Consider the following 22,137-nt stretch of genomic DNA (forward strand, 5'->3'; position numbering starts at 1 on the left):
TGAATTGGTGTGGTTTGAACATAGCCAAGTGCGCTGTCACACTGGTTTGAATTCAGCAATCCGGATGCACGTATGTTCCAGCTATACAGGGCAATCTGGCGCGCCAGCGCCGGACGGCAGATCATCCTCATCGTTCTGTCCATTGCGATCTCGGGTCTGGCTGCAGTTCCGCTGGAGTTTCAGCGCGACATCATCAACCACCTGACCTCGGCCGATGTAAGCACGGACAGGCTGATCTACCTGGGTGCCGGAATGATGTCGGTCATCTTACTCAGCCTCGCCCTAAAGTGGCTTTTGAGCTATCGCGCAGGAACGTTGGGCGAAGATCTGATCCGCATGATCCGCCAAAGGCTGCTGCTGCGCGCCTCAGATATCAATGTCTCGGGCGAAACGATGCGCAAGGGCACGATGACCACGGCGATTTCAGCCGAGGCAGAAGAGCTGGGGAAATTCGCGGGCGGCGCTTTCTCGGACCCGGTCGTTCAGATCGGCACGTTGATCAGTGTGATCGGTTATATCTCATCAACGCAACCGGGGCTGGGCATGATCGCCTTTTCGATGATCGTGCCGCAGATCATCATCGTGCTGGTATCCCAACGCAAGGTGAACGTGTTTGTCGCCGAACGTGTCCGGATATTACGCGGAGCCAACGATATGCTGAATGTCGAGCGGATCAACGAAATCGCGCGCGAGGTTGAGGCGCAGTTCGACGATATCTACGAAACGCGGCGCAGGATGTTCATCTGGAAGCTTTCTGCCAAGTTTCTGCTCAGCGTCATAAACGGAGCCGGAACCGTTGGCGTGCTGATGCTGGGTGGCTATTTAGTTCTGAACGGGAAAACGGATGTCGGCACTGTTGTCGCTGCCACAAGCGGCCTCAGCCGCATTCAAGGCCCCACGGCATTCCTGATCGCCTTTTATCGGCAGGTCAGCGCCAATCGCATTAAGTATGAACTGATGCTTGAACTGTTTGGCCCCAACCCCGAACGGTATCGCCAAATCAGATGGGGCAGCTGACAAATAAACCGCGCGGCACGGGTCCACGCGGTTTTTCTTTACTCTGGCAATCGCGTGGTTAGGCGCGTTCGGAATAATCCATGGTTTCGGTGTTCACCACGATCATCTCATCCTGACCGACGAATGGCGGCACCATGACTTTGACACCGTTGTCCAGAATGGCCGGTTTGAACGAATTCGCGGCGGTCTGACCTTTGACCACAGGCTCGGTCTCAACGATCTTGCAGGTCACTTTCTGAGGCACCGTGGCGTTCAGAGCCTCGCTTTCATAAAATTCGACGACAATTGTCATGCCGTCCTGCAGAAACGGGCGGCGTTCGCCCAGCAGTTCCGCAGGCAATTCGATCTGCTCATATGTCTCGGAATCCATGAAAACCAGCATGCCGTCAGATTCGTACAGAAACTGCTGGTCTTTCTGCTCAAGACGCACGCGTTCCACTTTGTCAGCCGAGCGGAACCGCTCGTTCAACTTCGAGCCATTACGCAGATTGCGCAGTTCGACCTGTGCAAAAGCACCGCCTTTACCGGGCTTTACGTGGTCAACTTTGACAGCGGCCCATAGCCCGCCGTTATGCTCAAGCACATTTCCGGGGCGAATTTCGTTCCCATTTATCTTGGGCATGACTTAAATCCTTCACAAACGGTTGATGCGTCAGTTCCTGCTCCTATATCTGGCGGGAACACACCTGACAAGATGACGAGACTTAGTGCTGCACCTGCAGCAAGCCATGCAAATGACGCAACGCAACTATGCATTTTAAGTGTATCCGAATCGCACTTAATCGGTCATAAGAACCGTCACGCCGAAAATGCAAGAGCAAGAACAACAAGGAAGACGAGATGAGAGATTTCGTTGACGGCACTGCCTTTAACAACGAGCAAGGCAATCGTGCACGCAAACTTTTCGCGGCTGTCGTACTGGCTGCGCTGGATGACGCTATTGCCGATGACAAAAAATATGGCAATGGTCCGGAACAAATCGCCCGGTGGGCGCGCTCTCGTGATGGTCGCGAGGTCCTGTCCTGCGCGGGTATCGACCCGAATGAGCGCGTTGTTGGCGGACTGATGGAGTTCGTTGGACGTGGTGTGCGCACCTCGGTTGCGCTGTCGCGTGAAGAAAGCGAACGTCGCAACGCGGCCCAACAAGCAGAAGCCGCCTGATCCAAGGTGACTTTCGCATGAAAAAGCGCGCTCCCTAGCTGGGAGCGCGCTTTTCTTATTCTTATGCCATCAATCAAAAGAACAACAGCCACTGCCGCGCGACCCACAGTTCGGCCATCAGCAGCAGGGCAAAGAACGCTTTCGCCCAGATGGACAAGCCGCGACGCCACAAAATGGCGTAACACGTGACACAAAGCGCGGCCGAAATTGGCGCCACCCATAAGGCGTGATGCGTGCTGTCCCAATAGCTGACGGGGCTGTGAAACACCCAATCGCTGAATGGCCAAAACTGTGGCCGCCCGTCCCCGGCATGCAACAGAAAATCCATCGAAAGATGCAGCAACCCGGCGGACGCCCCAACGGTCCAGACCATCCAGCGCATCCATACCCCGACAAGCAAGGCACCCCCCCAAAGGACAAAGGAATTGTCGATAGCAAACACGGTCTGCCAGCCGTCGGAAAAATAAAGCTGGTCGTAGACCACGCTTGGTGGAATCCCAAGTACGTAAAGGGACGTGCCCGCCATCAGGTAAAGCGACAGGTCCGGCAATAGCGAACCCAACAGAGCCGCCCACAGGATACGTCCCTGGGCTGGGCGGGCAAAGGCGGCAGCTCCGATCAAAAGATGCGCTGGCGTGTTCAACTTTGGCTTTTCCTTTGCCCGCAAATCAGGTCATCTGCGCGTCAACATAGGAGACAGGCCATGGTTCGGTCCATCATGATTCAGGGCACCGGCAGCAATGTCGGGAAATCGGTTCTAGTGGCCGGTCTGGCGCGGGCTTTCACCCGGCGCGGGTTGCGCGTTGCACCGTTCAAACCGCAGAACATGTCGAACAATGCCGCCGTCACCGAAAATGGCGGCGAGATCGGGCGCGCGCAGGCCCTGCAAGCGCTGGCGGCGCGGCGTGCGAAGCATACAGACATGAATCCAATTCTGCTGAAGCCGGAAACCGACACTGGTGCTCAGATCATCGTACAGGGCCAACGCGCAGGCACGATGAAAGCGGGCGATTACCGCAAGGATAAATCCAAACTGTTGGGTGCAGCGCTTGAAAGCTTTGCCCGCTTGTGCAGAGACGCGGATCTTGTCCTGATCGAAGGCGCGGGCAGCCCGGCCGAAACCAACCTGCGCAAGGGTGACATCGCCAATATGGGATTTGCGCGCGCTGCAGGCGTACCCGTTATTCTGGTAGGTGACATTCACCGCGGGGGTGTCATTGCCCAGATCGTAGGCACCCAGGCGGTATTGGATGCAGGCGATCTGGAGATGATCCGGGGTTTTGCCGTCAATCGGTTCAAAGGCGACGTATCCCTTTTCGATGAAGGTCGCGATGAAATCGCTGCACGTACCGGATGGCCCTGTCTGGGCGTCGTTCCCTGGTTCCATGATGCGTGGAAACTGCCAGCCGAGGATATGATGGATATTCGGTCCCACTCTGGCGGGGCCTGCAAGGTGGTTGTTCCGCAGTTGGAACGCATGGCAAATTTTGACGACCTCGACCCTTTGTCTGCCGAACCCGGTGTCTCGGTCGAGATCGTGCCAGCAGGACGCCCCCTGCCCGGTGATGCCGATTTGGTACTGCTGCCCGGCAGCAAATCCACCATCGGCGATCTGGCTTATTTCCGGGCTCAGGGCTGGGATATCGACCTATATGCCCATGTCCGCCGGGGCGGCCATGTTCTGGGCCTGTGCGGCGGCTATCAAATGCTGGGCAAGACAATCGCTGATCCGGATGGCGTCGACGGACAACCGGGGACTGTTGAAGCGTTAGGCCTGCTGGATGTTGAGACCGTGATGGCAGGGAAGAAACAGGTAACGCTCACTTCAGCCCGCGCCCTTAACGGAGGAGAACCGGTGTCGGGCTACGAAATCCACATGGGCCGTACCGAAGGCCCTGATTGCGCCCGCGCTTGGCTAGAGGTCGAGGGGCGGCCAGAAGGTGCAGCAAACGCCTCTGGTCGTATCCGCGGTAGTTACCTGCACGGTATCTTCAGCTCGGACACATTCCGCGCGTCTTACCTGTCGCAATTGGGCGTGACCTCGGACCTGGCCTATGAAGACGGGGTCGAAGATACGTTGAACGCGCTGGCCGACCACCTTGAACAGAATATGGATCTGGACCGCCTGCTGGCGCTTGCAGAAACGCCCAAAAGCGTCTGAGTGTTACTCGAGGTCCTGCTCGGCCAGGGCCTTATAGATTTCGCGCCGAACCATCTTACGGACGTTGCGGGTGATACGTTCGCCCAAAACACCCTGCAATTCTTCACGGACAACCTCGGCGATCATTTTGCGCAATGCGTCTTCGCTTATGCCAGCTATCGCTGAATCTTCCGCTGCTGTTTCGACAGGGTCAACAGGTGTTGCGGCGATCACCTCGGGGTCGCGAACGAAAGTTGCCCTGGTCGTCGCCACGGCTTTTTTAGACTTTGCCTGAGTGGGTTCGGCGTTATTTTCCTCGGTATCCGAAAATTCTTTGCGCACGCTGAACTCAAGGGCTTTCGCAGGAGTGCCGGAATACTCGTCTTCGCTGTCGCCGTCCGGCTCCCACTGGTCCTCAGTGCGTGCAATCGCCGCCTCTAGGGCTTCGATCTTTGCGCTCAAGCTGTTGGTCGGGTTTTTGGGCGGTTCTGGCGCGGCCTGTTCTTTGTTGGCGGGATCTTCACGATCTATGATGTCACACGCGCGCAAAAGCATCGGCTTGACCGACGCGTCGACCGTGTAACCTTCGTTGGCCTCGGCTTCATTCTCCGGGCCGTCCTGAATGCTGGATGTTCCGCCGACCCGCAATGCATCGGTCAGCACTAATCGCCCGGGCTTGCGGGCGATTGAAGGCGTCGGCTCCGAGGTTTGTTCACCTCTTTCACCGACCAGCCGTTTGATCGAGGACAGCACGTCCTCTACTCTGCCGTTCACGACTTTTTCCGTCATTGTTCTCTACCGCTCTATCCTCAGGATTGAGTGTAGCCAAACAAGCCGGGCGTCACAACAGATAGTATTGGCCCTTAGTCGCGACGCAACGCTTTGAGAACGCGATCCAGGTCCTTGCTTTGTCTGCTGACCTGAGCCGGCGCTTTCTTGACCAGGTTGTAATACAGCGTCGGATCATAAATTTGCACCGCCAGTCCCAGACGTTCAGCAGTCAACAGACCCTGTGCCTGCAACAGCTGGTAAGCAGCGCGCGAACGCTCGATCCGCGACGCGACCTCGGCCAGCTGCGCATCCAGCAGATCCTGCTGAGCGTTCAAAACGTCCAGCGTGGTCCGTGCACCCAGAGTGGCCTCTTCGCGGATACCGTCAAACGCCACGTTTGATGCGCGAACCCGTTCGCTCGACGCCCGCAAACTTGCTGATGCGGCTTGGAAACGAGCGTAGGCTTCTGTCACACCCTGAGTGATATCTTTTTGCACATTCAAGAGGTTGGCACGCGATGCATCCCGTGTTGCCATGGCGCGGCGTACGCTTGCGGCCAAACGCCCACCAGCGTAAATTGGCTGACTGAAGTTCAGCGACACCGTCCCGTCTTCGATACTATCATCGTTGTCATAGGTCTCGGTGATACCGGCGTCGGCGTTCAGGCTGACGTTCGGACCCAGATTGGCGCGTTGTTGCGCAACGATCAGATCGAAGGCACGCACCTGGTGCTGTGCCGAAAGAATAGCCGGGTGGTTACGCTGCGCCAGGCTAACGGCCTGCGGTTCCGAATTAGGCAGGTTTGGCAGGCTCGGTTGACCCGCTGTGCGTCCGGGCGATTTGCCAACGGCATTTACATATTCCGCTTGCGCTGTATCGAGATTACCGCGCGCAACGGCCAGATCAGCCTGCGAGCTTGCAAGCTGGGCTTGTGACAGTGCAACGTCCGTGCGTGTAACTTCGCCTACATCGAACCGGTCCTGCGATGCGCGCAGTTCTTCAGCCGATACATCGACGTTGTTCAAGCGAATCTGTACGGTTTCTTCCTGCAGAAGCACTTCGAGATACGCATTGGCACCGCGGAACAGAACCTGCTGTTCGATATCAACAAGGGTCTGCCTGGTCGACAGCACCGTTTCTTGCGCTGACTGTTTGCCCAGAACGGCAGCCCCACCATCGTAGAGCAGTTGGCTGAGGGTCAGCCCCGTAAAGAAGTTGTTCGGGTCGGTTCTTGTCACCACATTGTTGATGTTGCGACGTGTGTAGTCGCTGCTGATCGCAACCGTCCAATTGATGATCGGACGAAGCGCCGACAATGCGATTGCCACGTCTTCGTCGGCCGCGCGCAACAATGCGCGGTTCTGTTCAAGCAACCCGCTGGTATTGTAGGCGCCAATGAATGCGTCAGTTATGTTGTCGGCCCAAACGGCCCGTCCTGGTACAAAGCTAAGTGCGACCCCCGCAGTCAGCGCCAGCGCTTTGACCAGCTTCCCTCCCGCCATAGAACCCATAACGAAATCCTCTCAAATCGAAATTACTCTGCTCTGCCGATAGTTTGCGCGTTTGCGTTAAACTAATCAAGGCGGCAGAAAAATCAGCTATCAAACTATAGCGAAAATACACGGTCCGTGGAAAATGCCTGCAAAATCGGTGCATTGGCATTAAACGCGTCCCGCCAGGTCACCCGACCCCCAGATTTATGGCCGATACGAACGATCCCCAGTGCACCTTGGACAAAAAGGCACGCAATTCGCCCATGGTCCTTAAGTTGCGCGATCAACGCATCCGGAACCTGTTCCACACCACCCTGGACCATTATCACGTCATAGGGCCCATGTTCGGGGGCACCTTGTTCAAGCGGGCCGACATGGACAATCGCATTGTCTGCCTCCGCCTCCATCAGGATAGTCTGAGATTCGGCCGCCAGATTTTCATCTTCCTCTACGGCAATAACCAGCTGTGCCATGCGCGCGGCAACAGCGGTCGAATACCCCAAGGTTGGAGCAATATCCAAAACCGACTCGTCGTTGGAGATATTTAATATGTCCAGCATCTTAGCCAAGGTCCGCGGCTCCAACATGCAGCGCCCATCACCCAGTTCGATCAATCCCTCGACATATGCCGCTTCGCGCTGCGCGTCCGGCACGAAATTCTCGCGCTTGACGGTCAGCATCGCGTCTATGATGGGAAACTTCGTGACATCAGAAGGACGTATCTGCGTATCGACCATCGTCCGGCGGCGGGCTGCGAAATCTGTCATTGGATCGCTCATCTTGCTCCCTTGGGTGATTGAGTTCTGCCACATCCTTGAAAAACCGGCAACGGTCCAGACACGGAAACTTTCCAATCTTCACAAGATACAACGTCGCAACCAAAGACTAAGTTGGCACCCGGCCCTGAAAATTGCGCTCCCCCCTCTGGACGCTCCTGTCGAAAGCTGCTAAAACGCCGGTCACACCACGGCAAGTATTTGATTTTACTTGAAAAGGCGAGTTGGCGGAGTGGTGACGCAGCGGATTGCAAATCCGTGTACACCGGTTCGATTCCGGTACTCGCCTCCATTTATTTCCAAGCACTTAGCTTTCTGCGCTGCTTTCGCAATTTCGGACGCCTAAAGTTCAGTATCAGATGCATGTTGCGATTGCGGGTCCAGCGATTCCATTTACACAACCGCACTACTTGATTGCCAAACTGAGAAGTGCTGAATCATCTGCGACGGCCGGGCTGAATTGCGCCTCGCTGCGTGATCGGATCGCATCGGATGCCGCTGACTGACTTCGGCAAGTCGCTTTTCTGACGTAGCGGGTTTTCAAACCCCAGTCGTGCTTGACAAGCCCCTGCCCGTGCCGCATGTCGCATGCGTTGGTGTCCATCCCCGGATGGATGAAAAGGGAATGTGCCAGCGGTTATTCCGCCAAGCACAGCCGCCCCCGCGACCGTGACCGGAGAGGGTGCCCAAAGCCACTGGCCTAATAGGCCGGGAAGGCGGGACATCCAACAGAGGCTCGCCTCTGACATCCGCAAGCCGGGAGACCTGCCAGCACCCGAAGTTGAAACCGGGCGGGGTGTTCCGGTGTCGGGTCCATGTGCAGACGCGTGGCCCGCATGAAACCCCGTCCCCCGTATAAAGGATGAGGGGGATGAGAGACGTGACCGAGACCGCACCAGTCGAGTTGCTGGTCTGCACGACATGCCGCCGTGGGCTACCTATCGAAGATGACGCCCAGCGACCTGGCACTTTGCTGCATAAAGCACTTGAACAGGCTGGCTTGCCGGACGGCGTCGACCTGAAACCGGTGGAATGTCTGTCGAACTGTGATCAGGGATGCTCGATCGTTTTGCGTGGCGGCCCGTCCCGATGGACCTTCGTTTATGAAAACCTCGACGAGACTGACCATGTCGAGACCATCGTTGAAGGCGTCACCAAGTATCTGGCCGCTGAAGACGGTCTGGTGAAATGGCGCGAACGCCCCGAACATTTCCGCAAAAACTGTGCGGCCCGCATTCCCCCGATTGGAGCCCTGAAATGAGCAACCTTGAAAAACTCCCCGTCACTGTGATCACCGGCTTTCTGGGCTCGGGCAAAACCACCCTGGTAAAGCACCTGATGCAGAATCCGCAGGGCAAGCGCCTGGCCGTTATCGTCAACGAATTTGGTGATGTGGGTGTGGATGGCGATATTCTGAAATCCTGCGCCATTCCGGATTGCCCGGCGGAAAACATCATGGAACTGGCGAATGGCTGCATCTGCTGCACCGTAGCCGATGATTTCATCCCGACCATTGAGGCGCTGATGGCGCTGGAGCCGCGCCCCGATCACATCCTGATCGAAACGTCCGGTCTCGCCCTGCCCAAACCGCTGCTCAAGGCGTTTGATTGGCCCGATATCCGCTCGAAAATCACCGTTGATGGTGTGATCGCTCTGGCGGACGCCGAGGCCGTCGCCGCTGGGCGTTTCGCACCAAATGTCGAAGCCGTGGACGCCCAGCGCCTGGCTGACGACTCGATCGACCACGAAACGCCCCTGTCTGAGGTGTTCGAGGATCAGATCTCCTGCGCGGATATCATCCTGCTGACCAAGCCCGATCTGGCTGGCCCCGAAGGCGTGGTGAAGGCCAAAGGGATCATCGCCGACGAAGCTCCCCGCCCCCTGCCCGTAGTGGAAGTCGCCGAAGGCGCCGTGGACGTCCGCGTCGTATTGGGCCTCGAAGCCGCCGCCGAGGATGACATGGACGCGCGCCCGTCGCATCACGACGGCCACCACGACCACGAACACGACGATTTCGAAAGCATCATCGTCGAGTTGCCCGAACAAACCGACCCGGCGGAACTGGTCGCCAATATCGAACGTCTGGCCAATGATCTGAACATTCTGCGCGTCAAAGGCTATGCCGCCGTTCAGGGCAAACCTATGCGTCTGCTGGTGCAGGCCGTTGGTGCCCGCGTACGTCACCAGTATGACCGGCCGTGGGAGCCCGGCGAAGAGCGCCGCTCGCGTCTGGTGGTCATTGCCGAGCATGACGACATCAATGAGGCCGCAATCCGCGATATCCTCGTGGGTGTGACCGAGGCCGCCGAGTAAGCCATGCACGTCGTCTTCCGCGAAAGCCACGGGTTAGAAGAGACCGAAACCCCGACCGATCTGGGTCAGAGCCCGGCGGATCTGGTGGTGCTATCCTTTTCGGACAGCGACCTTGGCGCTTTCGCGGCAGGATGGCATCGCGGTGGCGGGTCCGAAGGTCGCATGCCGACGATGCGGCTCGCCAACCTGACCGCGTTGAAGCACCCGCTGTCCGTCGACACCTATGTCGAGCAAACGCTTGAGGGGGCTAAGGGCATCCTGATCCGCCTGATCGGCGGTGTCCCTTACTGGTCCTACGGCTTGCAGCAAGTTCTGGCGCTCGCACAGGCCAAGGGCGTCGCGCTGGCCGTCCTACCCGCCGACGGGCGCGAGGACACGCGTCTGGATGACTACTCCACCCTACCCGTTTCGACTTTGCGGCGGCTTGCACATCTGTGTGACATCGGCGGCGAAGTCGCCGCGCAAGCGGCCTTGGCGCAATTGGCGCTTGCGGCGGGGCTTTATGCCGGGCCGGTGATGGGGGCAAAGGCCCTGCCGGAATGCGGCGCATGGTGCCCGGATCGTGGTGTGATCCCAATAGATAGGGCGTTTTTGGGCGACGCAAAGCGCATCTTCGTAACCTTCTACCGAGCATATCTGACGTCGGCGGACACCGCCCCGGTCGCAGCGCTGATCCGCCGGTTGCGAGAGCGAGGCTTCGAAGCGGTTGGCTTGTTCGCGCCTTCGCTGAAAGCCCCGCTTGCCGCCGATTGGCTGCGCGAAAATGTCGTGGCGCTGAACCCGGCGGCGATCATTAATGCCACCTCTTTCTCGGGCAAGGGCGCATCCGGCACCTCTCCACTGGACGCCGCCAATGTGCCGGTGTTTCAGGTTGCTCTGGCCACCTCACGCCGCCAGGCTTGGGCCGAGGAGGAACGCGGTCTTTCGCCCGCTGATCTAGCGATGCATGTCGTCCTGCCCGAAGTGGACGGTCGGATCTCGGCAGGCATCGCCTCTTTCAAGGAACCGGGCAAGCGTGACCCGCATCTGGAGTATTCCCGTTTTGCCCACCGGGCTGAACCGGAACGGATCGAGGCTATCATCGACAGGGTCACCGGCTGGTTGAACCTGAACGACAAGCCCAAAGGGGATCAGGTCCCCGCCTTGGTGCTGTCCACCTATCCCGGCAAAGACTGGCAGATGGCCCATGCGGTGGGCCTCGATGCTTTGGCCTCGGCCGAGGCGATGCTGGCCGACCTGCAGGGCGAAGGGTATGACACCGCTCCTGCCCAGCCGATTTCTGATACGTTGTTGGACGCGCGGATTACGTGGTCGCTTGGCGAATATCTGACTGCGCTGGCAGAATTGCCGGAACAACTGCGCGCAGACCTCGAAATCGTCTGGGGCAAGCCCGAGGATGATCCGGCCTTTGCAGATGGCGCGTTCCACTTCACCGCCCTGCGCCGCGGCAAGGCGCTGGTCGCGTTGCAACCTGAACGCGGCACGCCCGAGTTGCGTGATGACGATTATCATGACCTGTCGCGTACCCCGCGCCACAGCTACGTGGCCTTCTACCTTTGGCTGCGCAAAGGTCTTGGTACGGATGCACTGATCCATATCGGCGCGCACGGTACGCTGGAATGGCTGCCAGGCAAATCTGTGGCACTGTCCAACGAATGCTGGCCCGAGGTACTGATTGGCGATCTACCTGTCATCTACCCCTTCATCGTCAACGACCCTGGCGAGGCCGCGCAGGCCAAGCGCCGGATCGGGGCGGTCACGCTCGGCCATATCCCACCGCCAATGAAAGAAAGCGGTACCCCGGATCGGATGGTTCGGCTGGAATCGCTGCTGGATGAGTTCTCGAACGCAGATGGTCTGGACCCCAAGCGCCGCGACCGCCTGCAAGAAGATATTCGGGACGAAGCGCAAGCCATCGGGCTGGAGAACGACCTCGGTCTCGATCAGGCCACCTGCATCGCCGAGGCGATCACCCGGATCGATCGTTTCGTCTGTGACATCAAGGAAAGCCAGTTCGGAGACGGGTTGCATATTTTTGGGCGTGTGCCCAAAGCCGCCGCCAATTTTGACACGGCCCCTTCGGCCGATGCCGAACGCCAGGCATTGATCGACGCGCTGGCTGGCAAACGGATCGAGGCAGGCCCGTCCGGGTCCCCGTACCGCGGACGGTCAGACGTCCTGCCCACCGGGCGCAATCTGTATACCACCGATCCGCGCTCAGTCCCCACCCGTGCAGCCTATACCCAAGGCGTGAAGCTGGCCGAAGAATTGGTGCGGCGACACCTGCAGGAAGAGGGCGATTATCCCAAGGGGCTGATCGTTGATCTCTGGGGTTCAGCCACGATGCGCACGGCGGGCGAAGAGTTTGCCATGGCGCTGCACTTGCTGGGCGTCAAACCCGTTTGGGACAAAGGGTCCGAGCGGGTGTCGGGCATCGAAGTGCTACCTATCACTGACCTCAGTCGCCCACGTCTGGACGTGACCTTGCGCGTCTCAGGCCTGTTCCGCGATGTGTTCCCGACCCTTTCAGCGCTTTATGGTCAAGCTGTTCGCGCGTTGTCGGATCGCGATGAAGCCCCGGACTGGAACCCTTATGCCGGACAGGCCCCGGCGGCGCGCGTCTTTGGCCCGGCCCCGGGCAGCTATGGCGTGAACATGACCCAACTGTCCGAAATCTATACGGATGAGGCCCGCGCGCAGGCGGGTAAGGCATGGCTTGAGGCCAGCTCTTTCGCTTTGGAAGGCGAACACATCACACATGATATGGACGGCATTACCCAACGGGTCACGAATGCCGACAGTTTCGTGCACCTGCAGGATCTGACCGAAACCGATCTGCTGTTGGCCAACGACTATGCCACCCATGAGGCCGGATTCGCCGCCGCCAAGAAAGTCACCGGTGGTACGGCGCAGCTATACCATCTGGACAACACCAACCCGGATAACCCGCGCGCCCGAACGCTGCCTGAAGAAATCAGCCGTGTGGTTCATGCCCGTGCCGCCAACCCGAACTGGATTGCAGGCATGCAAAGGCATGGCTTTCGGGGCGCTGCCGAAATTGCAGCGACACTGGATCACATGGCCTCTTTCGCCCATCTGTCAGGCACGGTCGCGCCGCATCTGTTCGACCTCTATCACGACACGACTTTGGGCGACGCCGAGGTCGACGCATTTTTGCAAGAGGCCAACCCGCGCGCGTATCAGGCGATGCAGGACAGGTTCCGCGCGTTGTTGGACGCGGGCCTTTGGAACACCCGCCGCAACTCGATCCGGGCCGATCTGGAGGGGCTGGGATGAGCGCCCCGGTCGTTCAGGGTTGGTGCCCCGGCGCGCATCGGCCGATGATGTCGGGCGATGGTCTGGTGGTTCGGGTGCGCCCGCGTCTGGCCCGTTTGAGCGCCGAACAAACACGTGGTCTTTGTGAGTTGGCCGAGCAATTTGGCAATGGCACAATCGACCTGACCAACCGCGCCAATTTACAGCTGCGCGGGGTAAAAGAAGTCGATCATCAAGCATTGCTGGCCGAGTTGGCCGCGCTGAACCTTTTGGATGCTGAGCCCGGTATTGAAATGCGCCGCAATATCCTGGTGTCGCCCCTATACCGATCAGGTGATCGAACCGCACATCTGACACAGGAACTGATCGACCGGTTGGAGGAATTGCCGACTCTGCCCGCCAAATTCGGCTTTGCCATCGACACTGGCCCCAAGCGCCTGTTGGCGGCGGATTCGGCCGATATCCGGGTCGAGGCAGGCACTGATGGCCTCATCCTGCGCGCCGACGGGGCCAAGACTGGCTGCCGGGTCACAGAAACCAACGCAATTGACCGGCTTATCGCCTTGGCCGGATGGTTTTCCGAACGTTTCACGCCAGAAACCCGCCGCATGGCGCGGGTGGCCGCGACGCAGGATTTGCCAGCAGAGTGGCAAGGCAGCGCGCCCGGTGACATCGGCACACCGCCGCAGCCCGGCGTCTGCGATCTGGGTGTGTTGTATGGCGCGGCGTTCGGACAATTGCCGGCGCGACAGCTCTTAGCCCTTGTTACAAACAGCGGAGCCACTGCCCTGCGCGTCACTCCGTGGCGACTGATCCTGCTGGAAGGCGGGGCGGCGATACAAGCACCGGACTTTGTTATTGATGGCACCGACCCGCTGATGACAACCGACGCCTGCCCCGGCGCACCGTTCTGCCCGCAAGCTCAGGTGGAAACCCGCGAAGTTGCCCGCGTCTTAGCCGCCCAAATCCCAGGAAGTTTGCATGTATCCGGTTGCGCCAAAGGCTGTGCCCTTATGGGTCCGGCAAATGTCACACTGGTCGGCAACGACGGACGATTTGATCTTGTCAAAAACGGTCGCGCGGGGGATGAGCCCTCCCAACGCGGGCTGACACCCGAAACACTTATGACTATGGACCTCACCTGATGCCCTATGAATACGAAACCGACGGCGCAGCGATCTATAAGCAAAGCTTTGCCACAATCCGGTCCGAGGCCGATCTGGCGCGTTTTGACGCTGATGAAGAGCAGGTTGCGGTTCGCATGATCCACGCCGCCGGAATGGTCGGTCTGGAAGAATTCGTACATTTTTCACCTGGTTTCGTGCCAGCCGCACGGACCGCGTTGGAGAATGGCGCGCCTATCCTGTGCGACGCCCGGATGGTCAGCGAAGGCGTGACCCGGTTCCGCCTTCCCGCCGAAAACCCGGTGATCTGCACCCTGCATGACGAGCGCGTGCGCCCGTTGGCAGCTGAGATGAGCAACACCCGCTCTGCCGCCGCGCTGGAGCTGTGGCGCCCGCATCTGGAAGGCGCTCTGGTCGCTATCGGCAATGCGCCGACCGCGCTATTTCACCTGCTGAATATGCTGGAAGACCCCGACTGCCCGCGCCCGGCCGCCATCATCGGCTGCCCGGTGGGCTTTGTCGGTGCCGTCGAATCCAAGGACGCATTGTGGGAGGCCCAGCCTGTACCATCTTGCATCGTCAAAGGCCGTCTGGGCGGCAGCGCCATCACCGTCGCCGCAATCAACGCCATTGCGAGCCGCACCGAATGAGCGCCGGCAAGATATACGGCGTTGGCCTTGGTCCCGGTGATCCGGACCTGATGAGCGTGCGGGCCGACCGCCTGCTCCGCAATGCACGTCACGTCGCGTTCTTTCGCAAGCCTGGTCGCAGCGGTCAGGCACGCAAGATCGTCAATGGGATGATCCCGGACAGCGCAGTTGAGTTTCCCATGGAATACCCTGTCACTACGGAAATTCCGCTGGCTGATCCGCGCTATAACGAACTGCTCTCGGCCTTTTACAAAGACTGCGCCGCGCATCTCAAAGCCCTATCGGATCAGGGTGAGGATGTGGTGGTTCTGTGTGAGGGTGATCCGTTTTTCTATGGGTCTTTCATGCATCTTTACAGCCGCTTGCGCGATCAGGCTGATGTAGAGGTCGTGCCAGCCATTACCGGCATGTCCGGCGCATGGACAGCAACGGGTAACCCGATCACCTGGGGCGATGATGTGCTTACAGTACTGGTCGGCACCCTGCCGGAAGAAGATCTGGCAATTCGCATGGCGCAGACTGACGCTTTGGTTGTCATGAAAATCGGACGCAATATAGACAAGGTAAAGCGCGCACTGAAAACAGCCGGTTTGTATGACCGCGCATGGATCGTCGAGTTTGCACAGATGCCGAACCAGGTGGTGACGAAACTGTCCGAGGCATGCGAAAAAGTGACGCCCTATTTCTCGATCATCATCGTGCATGGTCAGGGACGGCGGCCATGAGCGGTTGGGTAAAGATTGCGGGTCTGGGGCCTGGTAACGAAGATCTCGTAACCCCCGAGGTTTCAGCTGCGTTGACGGATGCCACGGACGTGGTCGGGTACATCCCCTATGTCGCGCGCGTGACCGAGCGCCCTGGTCTGACGTTGCATGCCAGCGACAACCGTGTCGAGATCGACCGATCCCAACACGCGTTGCAGATGGCGGCTGAGGGCAAACGCGTGGTCGTTGTCTCCTCGGGCGATCCCGGTGTGTTCGCTATGGCGGCTGCGGTGTTCGAAGCCCTGGAAAACGGTCCAGCCGAGTGGCGTAACATCCACATAGACGTCCTTCCCGGCATAACCGCGATGCTGGCGGCATCCGCGCGGGCCGGGGCACCGCTGGGTCATGATTTCTGTGCCATCAACCTCAGCGACAATCTGAAACCCTGGTCGCTGGTTGAAAAACGTCTTCGCCTAGCAGCGCAGGCGGATTTCGCGATGGCGTTTTATAACCCGCGCTCGAAATCCCGCCCGGAAGGCTTTGTAAAAACACTGGAAATCCTACGCGAAGAATGCGAGCCCGAGCGCCTGATCCTGTTCGCGCGTGCCGTATCCCGCGCGGATGAGGCGATCCGGATTTCGACACTCGCCGAGGCGACGCCTGACATGGCTGACATGCAAACCGTCGTCATTGTCGGGTCATCCCTGACGCGCGTCATCAACCGTGACAGCGCACCGATCGTCTATACCCCGAGGTTCACCCCGGAATGAGCCAACCAGTCCAGAACCTGCGTCACGTTCGACAATTCGGTCCTTTGCGGAAGGGTCGGCCTGTCAATCATCAGCACCGGTACGCCCAGAGCGCGCGCGGCATCCAGTTTGGCGCGTGCACCGGTGCCGCCAGAGTTCTTGGACACAACCAGTTCAATGCCATGCTGCAGCATCAGCGCCCGGTCCCCTGCTTCAGTGAAAGGTCCGCGCGACACGATCGCCTCGCAATCGGGCAGCGGCAGTGCATCCGGTTCATCCACCAACCTCAGCAAAAAATGATGTTGGGGCTGAGCCGCAAAATCTTCAAGATGCAGGCGGCCAACGGCCAGAAAAACGCGCCGTTTAGGACCGCGCAGAGCGGTAACCGCCGCGCCTATGTCAGAAACGTGCTGCCAACGATCTCCATCTTGCGCGCGCCATGCCGGACGGGTCAATGCGGCAAGGGGCACCCCGGCCTCGCAGCACGCGGAAATGGCGTTTGTGCTTATTTGCGCGGCAAAGGGATGGGTGGCATCGACTACATGAGTGATCGCGTGGTCCGTCAGGTAACGGGCCAGGCCTTCAGTACCTCCGAACCCTGCAACACGCACCGGCAGGGGCTGCGGTCTTGGATTGTCTACCCGACCGGCATAGGAATAGGTTGCCGGGATGCCCTGATCGGCCAAAGATTTGGCCAGTGCATTTGCCTCGGTCGTGCCACCAAGGATCAGGAGGTTGGTCATGCATGAAGCTCCGTGGCTAAGCGTTTTGGGCTTGGGCGAAGATGGACTGGATGGCCTGTCACCCGCAAGTCGTCAAGTACTGGAGCGTGCCGAAATCATCATGGGCCCGCCGCGCCATTTGTCACTGATCCCCGACACAGGCGCACAGCGCGTAGATTGGCCCGTGCCTTTTTCCGACGGCCTGCCGATCCTGACCGGGTTTCGCGGACACCCAACGGTTGTTCTGGCCTCGGGCGATCCGTTCTGGTTCGGCGCGGGCTCGGTAATCGCGCGCAACTTCGACGCCGGAGAATGGACAGCCCATCCGGGTCAGTCCACGTTCTCGCTGGCTGCGGCACGTCTGGGCTGGCCGTTAGAAAGTACGCAGACATTCGGTCTGCACGCCGCCCCGCTGACTCGTCTGCGCCCGCATCTTTCGCCTGGATTGCGCGCCATCCTGCTGCTGCGCAACGGCGCTGCGGTGGCCGAGCTTGCGACATATCTGAACGAAACTGGCTTTGCCGATACGCAATTGCATGTCATGGAAGCCCTTGGCGGCCCCCGCGAACGGTCGCGCAGCGTGTCGCTGACCGAAGCCCTGCTGGGCGGGTTCGATCATCCGGTCTGCGTTGGGCTTGAAGTTGCGGGTGAAGGACAGGCGCTGCCCAAGGCCTCGGGTAAGCCGGATGAGATCTTCGAGAATGATGGCCAGATCACCAAACGCCCAGTGCGGGCGCTGACCCTGTCGGCGCTGGCCCCCAAGCGCGGCGAGCATCTGTGGGATATCGGCGGCGGCACCGGCTCGATCAGTATCGAGTGGCTGATGTGCGACCCGACCCTGACCGCAACCACGATCGAACCCCGCGAGGATCGCGCGGACCGCATTCGCCGCAATGCCGACACGTTAGGGCAAGACCGGCTGCAAGTGGTGCATGGCACCGCGCCGACCGCGCTGGACGGCCTTGGGTTTCCGGATGCGGTATTCATCGGCGGCGGCCTGAGTACCGAATTGCTGAATTGGTTGCACACCGCCCTGCCCTCCGGCACCAGGTTGGTCGCCAATGCTGTGACGCTGGAAAGCGAAGCCTTACTGGCGCAATGGCACGAAAAACTAGGCGGAGAACTTTTGCGCATCGAACTGGCGCAGGCTTCGGCACTGGGACCTCGGCGCGGCTGGAAATCCGCATATCCGGTGGTGCAGTGGAGCGTAATCTTATGATCATCGCAGGTTTGGGGTTTTCATCAACGGCGACCGTGGACAGCCTGCGCGCTGTATTTGAGCGGGCCAGCGTTGGGCAAAACGTCGACGCGCTGGCCACTGTTGCCGACAAGGAAGGTCACGCCGCGCTGTCGGAGTTTGCCGCAGAGACCGCCCTGCCCCTGCATTTCATCGCAGCTGCCGATCTGGCGGGACAGCGCACTCTCACCTGCTCGAACCGCAGCCGTGCCACCTATGGCACCGGCAGCGTAGCCGAAGCATCCGCCCTTGCCGCCGCCGGAACAGGCGCGCGGCTGACCTCACCCAGACAGATTTCGGACGACCGGCTTGCGACCTGCGCCGTCGCCATCGGAGGACAAACATGACCGTTCATTTCATCGGCGCCGGACCCGGCGCTGCCGACCTTCTGACCCTGCGGGGGCGTGATATCATCGCGTCGTGCCCGGTGTGCCTGTATGCAGGATCGCTGGTGCCGGAGGAGATTCTGGCCCACTGCCCCGAGGGCGCAAAGATCATCAACACCGCGCCAATGGATCTGGATCAGATCATGGCCGAGATCGAGGCAGCGCATAAGGCTGGCAATGACATTGCACGTCTGCATTCCGGCGACCTGTCGGTTTGGTCGGCAATGGGTGAACAGATCCGGCGATTGAAGGCGATGGGCATTCAAGTCAGCGTGACCCCCGGTGTCCCATCGTTCGCCGCAGCGGCTGCATCGCTGGGAACGGAACTGACCTTGCCCGGACTGGCGCAATCTGTGGTTCTGACCCGGACGCCCGGCCGCGCGTCCTCTATGCCCGAAGGCGAAACGCTTGAGAACTTTGCCCGCACCGGCGCAACCCTGGCCATTCACCTGTCGATCGGAAATCTGGACAATGTGATCGCAGAACTTACCCCGGCCTATGGAGCAGACTGCCCGGTGGCAGTGGTATATCGCGCCAGCTGGCCGGACGAACGGATCATTCGCGCCACGTTGGCGACCCTGAAAGACGCACTGGACGAGAGTATCTCTCGCACCGCTCTGATCATGGTTGGCCCGGCACTTGCGGGCGAAGGCTTTGACGAAAGCTGTCTCTATTCAAAAGATTACGACCGCCGGTATCGCCCGCAAAGCGCGGACAGCCCTTGGTCAAGCTGGAGCCCCGAGAATGAATGACGGGATGACCAACCCTCCGGGACTACTGATTTCTGCGCCGTCTTCCGGGACGGGTAAAACCACCGTCATGTTAGGCTTGTTGCGGGCGCTAGCCGAGGATGGCCTGACGGTGCAACCGTTCAAGAGCGGACCGGACTATATCGATCCAGCCTTTCACCGTGCCGCAGCGGGACGCGCCTCGTTCAATCTGGACAGCTGGGCGATGGCCGAACCTTTGCTGAACGCGATTTCTGCCCAAGCCGAAGGCGCGGATATCGTCGTGGCCGAAGGATCGATGGGCCTGTTCGACGGCGTTGCCAAGCCCGGAGAGCTTGGGCACGGATCAAGTGCCGAAACCGCACAGCGTATGGGCTGGCCCGTGGTTCTGGTGCTGGATGTGGGCGGTCAGGCCCAATCTGCGGCGGCCACTGCGCTGGGATTTCGGATGTACAATCCCGAGCTGCCCGTTGCCGGTGTGATCCTGAACCGCTGCGCCAGCCCACGCCACGAACGCCTGACCCGGTTGGGTATGGAGCGAGCAGGATTGCCGGTTCTGGGCGTGTTGCCCCGGCGTGGAGATCTGACCTTGCCCGAGCGGCATCTTGGTTTGATTCAGGCGGTCGAGCACCCAGATCTGGAAAGCGCGATTGCCGGGTATGCCGCGTTCCTTCGCGAACACGTGGACCTTGAGGCGATCAAGGCGGCGGCTTCCTCAGGCCCCAAGGGGCCATCGTCAGCCGCGCTGCCGCGGCCTCCGGCACAGCGGATCGCGCTGGCACGGGATGCGGCGTTTTCGTTCACCTACCCGCATTTGCTGGAAGGCTGGCGCGCAGCAGGGGCGGAAATCCTGCCGTTTTCACCGCTGGCCAACGAATCCCCGGCTGCGGATGCCGACATGGTCTGGTTGCCCGGTGGCTATCCTGAATTGCACGCGGGCACTTTGGCTGCTGCCGACACATTCCTGAGCGGTCTGCGCAAACATGCGGAGACAAAACCCGTTCATGGTGAGTGCGGTGGGTATATGGCCTTGGGCGAAGCTCTGGTCGACAAGGAAGGGGTCCGACATCAAATGGCAGGTCTGCTTGGGCTCGTGACCTCCCATGAGAAGCGAAAGTTCAATCTTGGGTATCGCAAGGCGCAATTGTTGGCCCCAATGGCAGGGTATGCCGCTGAAGCGACATTGCGTGGCCATGAGTTTCACTATTCTTCGATCGTGGAACAACCCGATGCGCCTTTGGCCCGGGTGTTCGATGCTGAAGAGGTTGAGGGACCACAAACTGGATCATTTCGGGGCAACGTGACCGGAACATTTTTTCATCTGATCGCAGAGGCGCAGGCATGAGCGGTTTCGTTTCGTTCATTGGCTCCGGTCCCGGGGATCCGGAACTGCTAACGCTTAAGGCCGTGGACCGTATGCAAAAGGCGGACGCGGTGCTGTTCGATGACCTCAGCAGTGGCCCAATCCTGAGCCATGTGCATCAGGACGCAGACCTTGTTGGCGTCGGCAAACGCGCCGGCCGCCCGTCACCGAAACAAGACCACGTCAGCCGCCTGTTGGTGGACTATGCCAAAACCGGTGCCCGCGTCGTGCGACTGAAATCCGGCGATGGCGGTCTGTTTGGACGTCTGGAAGAAGAACTGGTGGCGCTGCGCGAGGCAGGGATCGAATATGAGATTATCCCTGGCATCCCTTCGGCGGTTGCCGCAGCAGCGGCAGCTGGCATTCCCCTGACACGGCGACTCACGGCGCGCCGCGTACAATTCGTCACCGGCCACGATGTCAGTGGCAAGCTGCCCGATGATCTGAATCTGACCGCCCTTGCCGACCCAGATGCCACTACAGTTGTATTCATGGGCAAGCGCACATTTCCGTTACTGGTCAAGGCACTGAATGAACATGGCTTGCCGCTGGAGACGCCGGCGCTGATGGCCGAATCCGTTTCGACCCCGGATCAGGTGCTACACCGATCTACGGTTGGTGAGTTGGCGGACAAGCTGGGCGCTGAGATCGGCACGGCCCCTGCCCTGATCCTCTATGGCCCTCTGGCAGAGACCGACAATGTTTGACTTAACTCTGATCGGTATTGGCACCGGGAATCCGGACCACCTGACGTTTCAAGGCGCTAATGCCATTCGGGACGCAGACCTGATCCTGATCCCGCGCAAGGGCGAGAACAAGGCCGATCTGGCCGGTTTGCGGGAAGAGATTATCGCGCAGGTGACCGACACCGCGCCACAGATCGCATATTTTGATATTCCCAAACGACGCGCCGATGATGGGTATCTGCGCGGCGTTGATGAATGGCACGATGCCATCGCTCTGCGGTGGCAGGAGGCGATCGCGGCGCATCCCGATGCAATGCGGGTTGCCCTTTTGATCTGGGGCGATCCCTCGCTTTACGATAGTTCGCTGCGTATCGCCTCGCGGCTACAACCCCAGCCGGAGACGCGCGTAATCCCCGGTATCACCGCGCTTCAGGCGCTGACCGCGGCGCATGCGATACCGATTAACGATCTGGGCGCGCCGTATGTCGTGACTACCGGTCGGCGCATTCGGGATGAAGGCTGGCCGCTAAACGCTTCAAAAGTAGCTGTTATGCTGGACGGCGAGTGTTCGTTTCAAAGCCTTGAGATGGCTGACTACGAAATCTGGTGGGGCGCTTATGTGGGGATGAAGGAAGAAATCCTGATCCACGGTCCTTTGGCTGATATGGCGTCGCTGATAGTCGAAACGCGGGCAAAAGCGCGGGCGGATCATGGCTGGATCATGGACATCTATCTCCTGAAAAGGCACGTGGACTGATCCGAAGGCAACTTCTGCGACTGCTACCCACGGGATTGTGACTGCGCGAAATACGAGTTTCTGGCATCAATTTCGTACCCATAC

General features: G+C 59.6%; 22 protein-coding genes, 1 tRNA gene and 1 riboswitch. Of the genes, 17 read left to right on the forward strand and 6 right to left on the reverse strand.

The features are described 5' to 3' along the window. Positions 1-72: 72 nt before the first annotated feature. On the forward strand, positions 73-1,017 hold the full coding sequence (locus tag DK510_RS21990) for an ABC transporter transmembrane domain-containing protein (protein WP_109313931.1): 945 nt from the start codon (positions 73-75) through the stop codon (positions 1,015-1,017). Positions 1,018-1,075: 58 nt separating this feature from the next. Here DK510_RS21990 and efp read toward each other — a convergent pair whose 3' ends face one another. Continuing rightward, a complete protein-coding gene (efp, locus tag DK510_RS21995) occupies positions 1,076-1,639 on the reverse strand; it encodes an elongation factor P (RefSeq protein ID WP_058274164.1) in 564 nt (187 codons plus the stop codon). A gap of 218 nt (positions 1,640-1,857) precedes the next feature. Here efp and DK510_RS22000 point away from each other — a divergent pair, with 218 nt between their 5' ends. Next, a complete protein-coding gene (locus DK510_RS22000; RefSeq protein ID WP_008757056.1) occupies positions 1,858-2,178 on the forward strand; it encodes a DUF6280 family protein in 321 nt (106 codons plus the stop codon). Positions 2,179-2,251: 73 nt separating this feature from the next. Here DK510_RS22000 and DK510_RS22005 read toward each other — a convergent pair whose 3' ends face one another. Then, a complete protein-coding gene (locus DK510_RS22005; protein WP_109313932.1) occupies positions 2,252-2,821 on the reverse strand; it encodes a cobalamin biosynthesis protein CobQ in 570 nt (189 codons plus the stop codon). Positions 2,822-2,881: 60 nt separating this feature from the next. Here DK510_RS22005 and DK510_RS22010 point away from each other — a divergent pair, with 60 nt between their 5' ends. Then, entirely contained in the window at positions 2,882-4,339 is a 1,458-nt protein-coding gene (locus DK510_RS22010) for a cobyric acid synthase (protein ID WP_109313933.1), read from the forward strand. 3 nt (positions 4,340-4,342) lie between these two features. On the opposite strand, the gene DK510_RS22015 is transcribed toward DK510_RS22010, so the two are convergent. The 3 genes from DK510_RS22015 to DK510_RS22025 all read right to left on the reverse strand — a co-directional run bounded on the left by DK510_RS22015 (position 4,343) and on the right by DK510_RS22025 (position 7,349). Continuing rightward, positions 4,343-5,107: a hypothetical protein gene (locus DK510_RS22015; protein ID WP_109313934.1), complete on the reverse strand. Its 765-nt coding sequence runs from the start codon at positions 5,105-5,107 to the stop codon at positions 4,343-4,345. Between the two features lie 74 nt (positions 5,108-5,181). Next, positions 5,182-6,600 carry a TolC family outer membrane protein gene (locus tag DK510_RS22020; RefSeq protein ID WP_109313935.1) on the reverse strand — a complete coding sequence of 473 codons (1,419 nt, stop codon included), beginning with the start codon at positions 6,598-6,600 and terminating at the stop codon, positions 5,182-5,184. 95 nt (positions 6,601-6,695) lie between these two features. Beyond that, positions 6,696-7,349, reverse strand: coding sequence for a protein-L-isoaspartate O-methyltransferase (locus DK510_RS22025; protein WP_109313995.1), 654 nt, complete (start codon positions 7,347-7,349; stop codon positions 6,696-6,698). A gap of 227 nt (positions 7,350-7,576) precedes the next feature. Here DK510_RS22025 and DK510_RS22030 point away from each other — a divergent pair. The 8 genes from DK510_RS22030 (at position 7,577) to cobJ (ending at position 16,195) form a co-directional block, all read left to right on the forward strand. Then, positions 7,577-7,650, forward strand: a tRNA-Cys gene (locus DK510_RS22030). 285 nt (positions 7,651-7,935) lie between these two features. Next, positions 7,936-8,146, forward strand: a riboswitch (cobalamin riboswitch). A gap of 83 nt (positions 8,147-8,229) precedes the next feature. Further along, complete coding sequence (locus DK510_RS22035) at positions 8,230-8,619, forward strand: DUF1636 domain-containing protein (protein WP_058274172.1); 390 nt, start codon at positions 8,230-8,232, stop codon at positions 8,617-8,619. Then, positions 8,616-9,671, forward strand: a complete 1,056-nt coding sequence (gene cobW / locus DK510_RS22040) for a cobalamin biosynthesis protein CobW (RefSeq protein ID WP_109313936.1) — start codon at positions 8,616-8,618, stop codon at positions 9,669-9,671. The genes DK510_RS22035 and cobW overlap by 4 nt, the downstream gene beginning before the upstream one ends. Before the next feature lie 3 nt (positions 9,672-9,674). Next, positions 9,675-12,968 carry a cobaltochelatase subunit CobN gene (cobN, locus tag DK510_RS22045; RefSeq protein ID WP_109313937.1) on the forward strand — a complete coding sequence of 1,098 codons (3,294 nt, stop codon included), beginning with the start codon at positions 9,675-9,677 and terminating at the stop codon, positions 12,966-12,968. Then, entirely contained in the window at positions 12,965-14,092 is a 1,128-nt protein-coding gene (locus DK510_RS22050; protein ID WP_109313938.1) for a cobalamin biosynthesis protein CobG, read from the forward strand. The genes cobN and DK510_RS22050 overlap by 4 nt, the downstream gene beginning before the upstream one ends. Further along, complete coding sequence (locus DK510_RS22055) at positions 14,092-14,721, forward strand: precorrin-8X methylmutase (protein WP_109313939.1); 630 nt, start codon at positions 14,092-14,094, stop codon at positions 14,719-14,721. The genes DK510_RS22050 and DK510_RS22055 overlap by 1 nt, the downstream gene beginning before the upstream one ends. Further along, the gene (locus DK510_RS22060) at positions 14,718-15,446 is read left to right on the forward strand and encodes a precorrin-2 C(20)-methyltransferase (protein ID WP_109313940.1); all 729 of its coding nucleotides are present in this window, start codon (positions 14,718-14,720) and stop codon (positions 15,444-15,446) included. The genes DK510_RS22055 and DK510_RS22060 overlap by 4 nt, the downstream gene beginning before the upstream one ends. Further along, the gene (gene cobJ, locus DK510_RS22065) at positions 15,443-16,195 is read left to right on the forward strand and encodes a precorrin-3B C(17)-methyltransferase (RefSeq protein ID WP_109313941.1); all 753 of its coding nucleotides are present in this window, start codon (positions 15,443-15,445) and stop codon (positions 16,193-16,195) included. The genes DK510_RS22060 and cobJ overlap by 4 nt, the downstream gene beginning before the upstream one ends. On the opposite strand, the gene DK510_RS22070 is transcribed toward cobJ, so the two are convergent. Next, positions 16,168-16,917, reverse strand: coding sequence for a cobalt-precorrin-6A reductase (locus DK510_RS22070; protein WP_109313942.1), 750 nt, complete (start codon positions 16,915-16,917; stop codon positions 16,168-16,170). The two genes, cobJ and DK510_RS22070, sit on opposite strands and share 28 nt — an antisense overlap. Between DK510_RS22070 and cbiE the strand changes: the two genes are divergently transcribed. Genes cbiE through cobF form a run of 6 tightly spaced genes read left to right on the forward strand, consistent with a single transcriptional unit; the run spans position 16,916 to position 22,053 of the window. Then, positions 16,916-18,115 (forward strand): precorrin-6y C5,15-methyltransferase (decarboxylating) subunit CbiE, encoded by a 1,200-nt coding sequence (cbiE, locus tag DK510_RS22075; RefSeq protein ID WP_109313943.1) that lies wholly within the window; start codon positions 16,916-16,918, stop codon positions 18,113-18,115. The two genes, DK510_RS22070 and cbiE, sit on opposite strands and share 2 nt — an antisense overlap. Continuing rightward, a complete protein-coding gene (locus DK510_RS22080; protein ID WP_109313944.1) occupies positions 18,112-18,480 on the forward strand; it encodes a cobalamin biosynthesis protein in 369 nt (122 codons plus the stop codon). The genes cbiE and DK510_RS22080 overlap by 4 nt, the downstream gene beginning before the upstream one ends. Beyond that, positions 18,477-19,271 (forward strand): precorrin-4 C(11)-methyltransferase, encoded by a 795-nt coding sequence (gene cobM, locus DK510_RS22085; protein ID WP_109313945.1) that lies wholly within the window; start codon positions 18,477-18,479, stop codon positions 19,269-19,271. The genes DK510_RS22080 and cobM overlap by 4 nt, the downstream gene beginning before the upstream one ends. Next, complete coding sequence (locus DK510_RS22090) at positions 19,264-20,592, forward strand: cobyrinate a,c-diamide synthase (RefSeq protein WP_109313946.1); 1,329 nt, start codon at positions 19,264-19,266, stop codon at positions 20,590-20,592. Before cobM ends, DK510_RS22090 begins: the two co-directional genes overlap by 8 nt. After that, positions 20,589-21,317, forward strand: a complete 729-nt coding sequence (gene cobA / locus DK510_RS22095; protein ID WP_109313947.1) for a uroporphyrinogen-III C-methyltransferase — start codon at positions 20,589-20,591, stop codon at positions 21,315-21,317. The genes DK510_RS22090 and cobA overlap by 4 nt, the downstream gene beginning before the upstream one ends. Beyond that, on the forward strand, positions 21,310-22,053 hold the full coding sequence (gene cobF / locus DK510_RS22100; protein WP_109313948.1) for a precorrin-6A synthase (deacetylating): 744 nt from the start codon (positions 21,310-21,312) through the stop codon (positions 22,051-22,053). Before cobA ends, cobF begins: the two co-directional genes overlap by 8 nt. The last annotated feature ends 84 nt before the right edge of the window (positions 22,054-22,137 follow it).

Origin of the sequence: Ruegeria sp. AU67, from assembly GCF_900312795.1 — a bacterium.
GTDB lineage: Bacteria > Pseudomonadota > Alphaproteobacteria > Rhodobacterales > Rhodobacteraceae > Ruegeria > Ruegeria atlantica.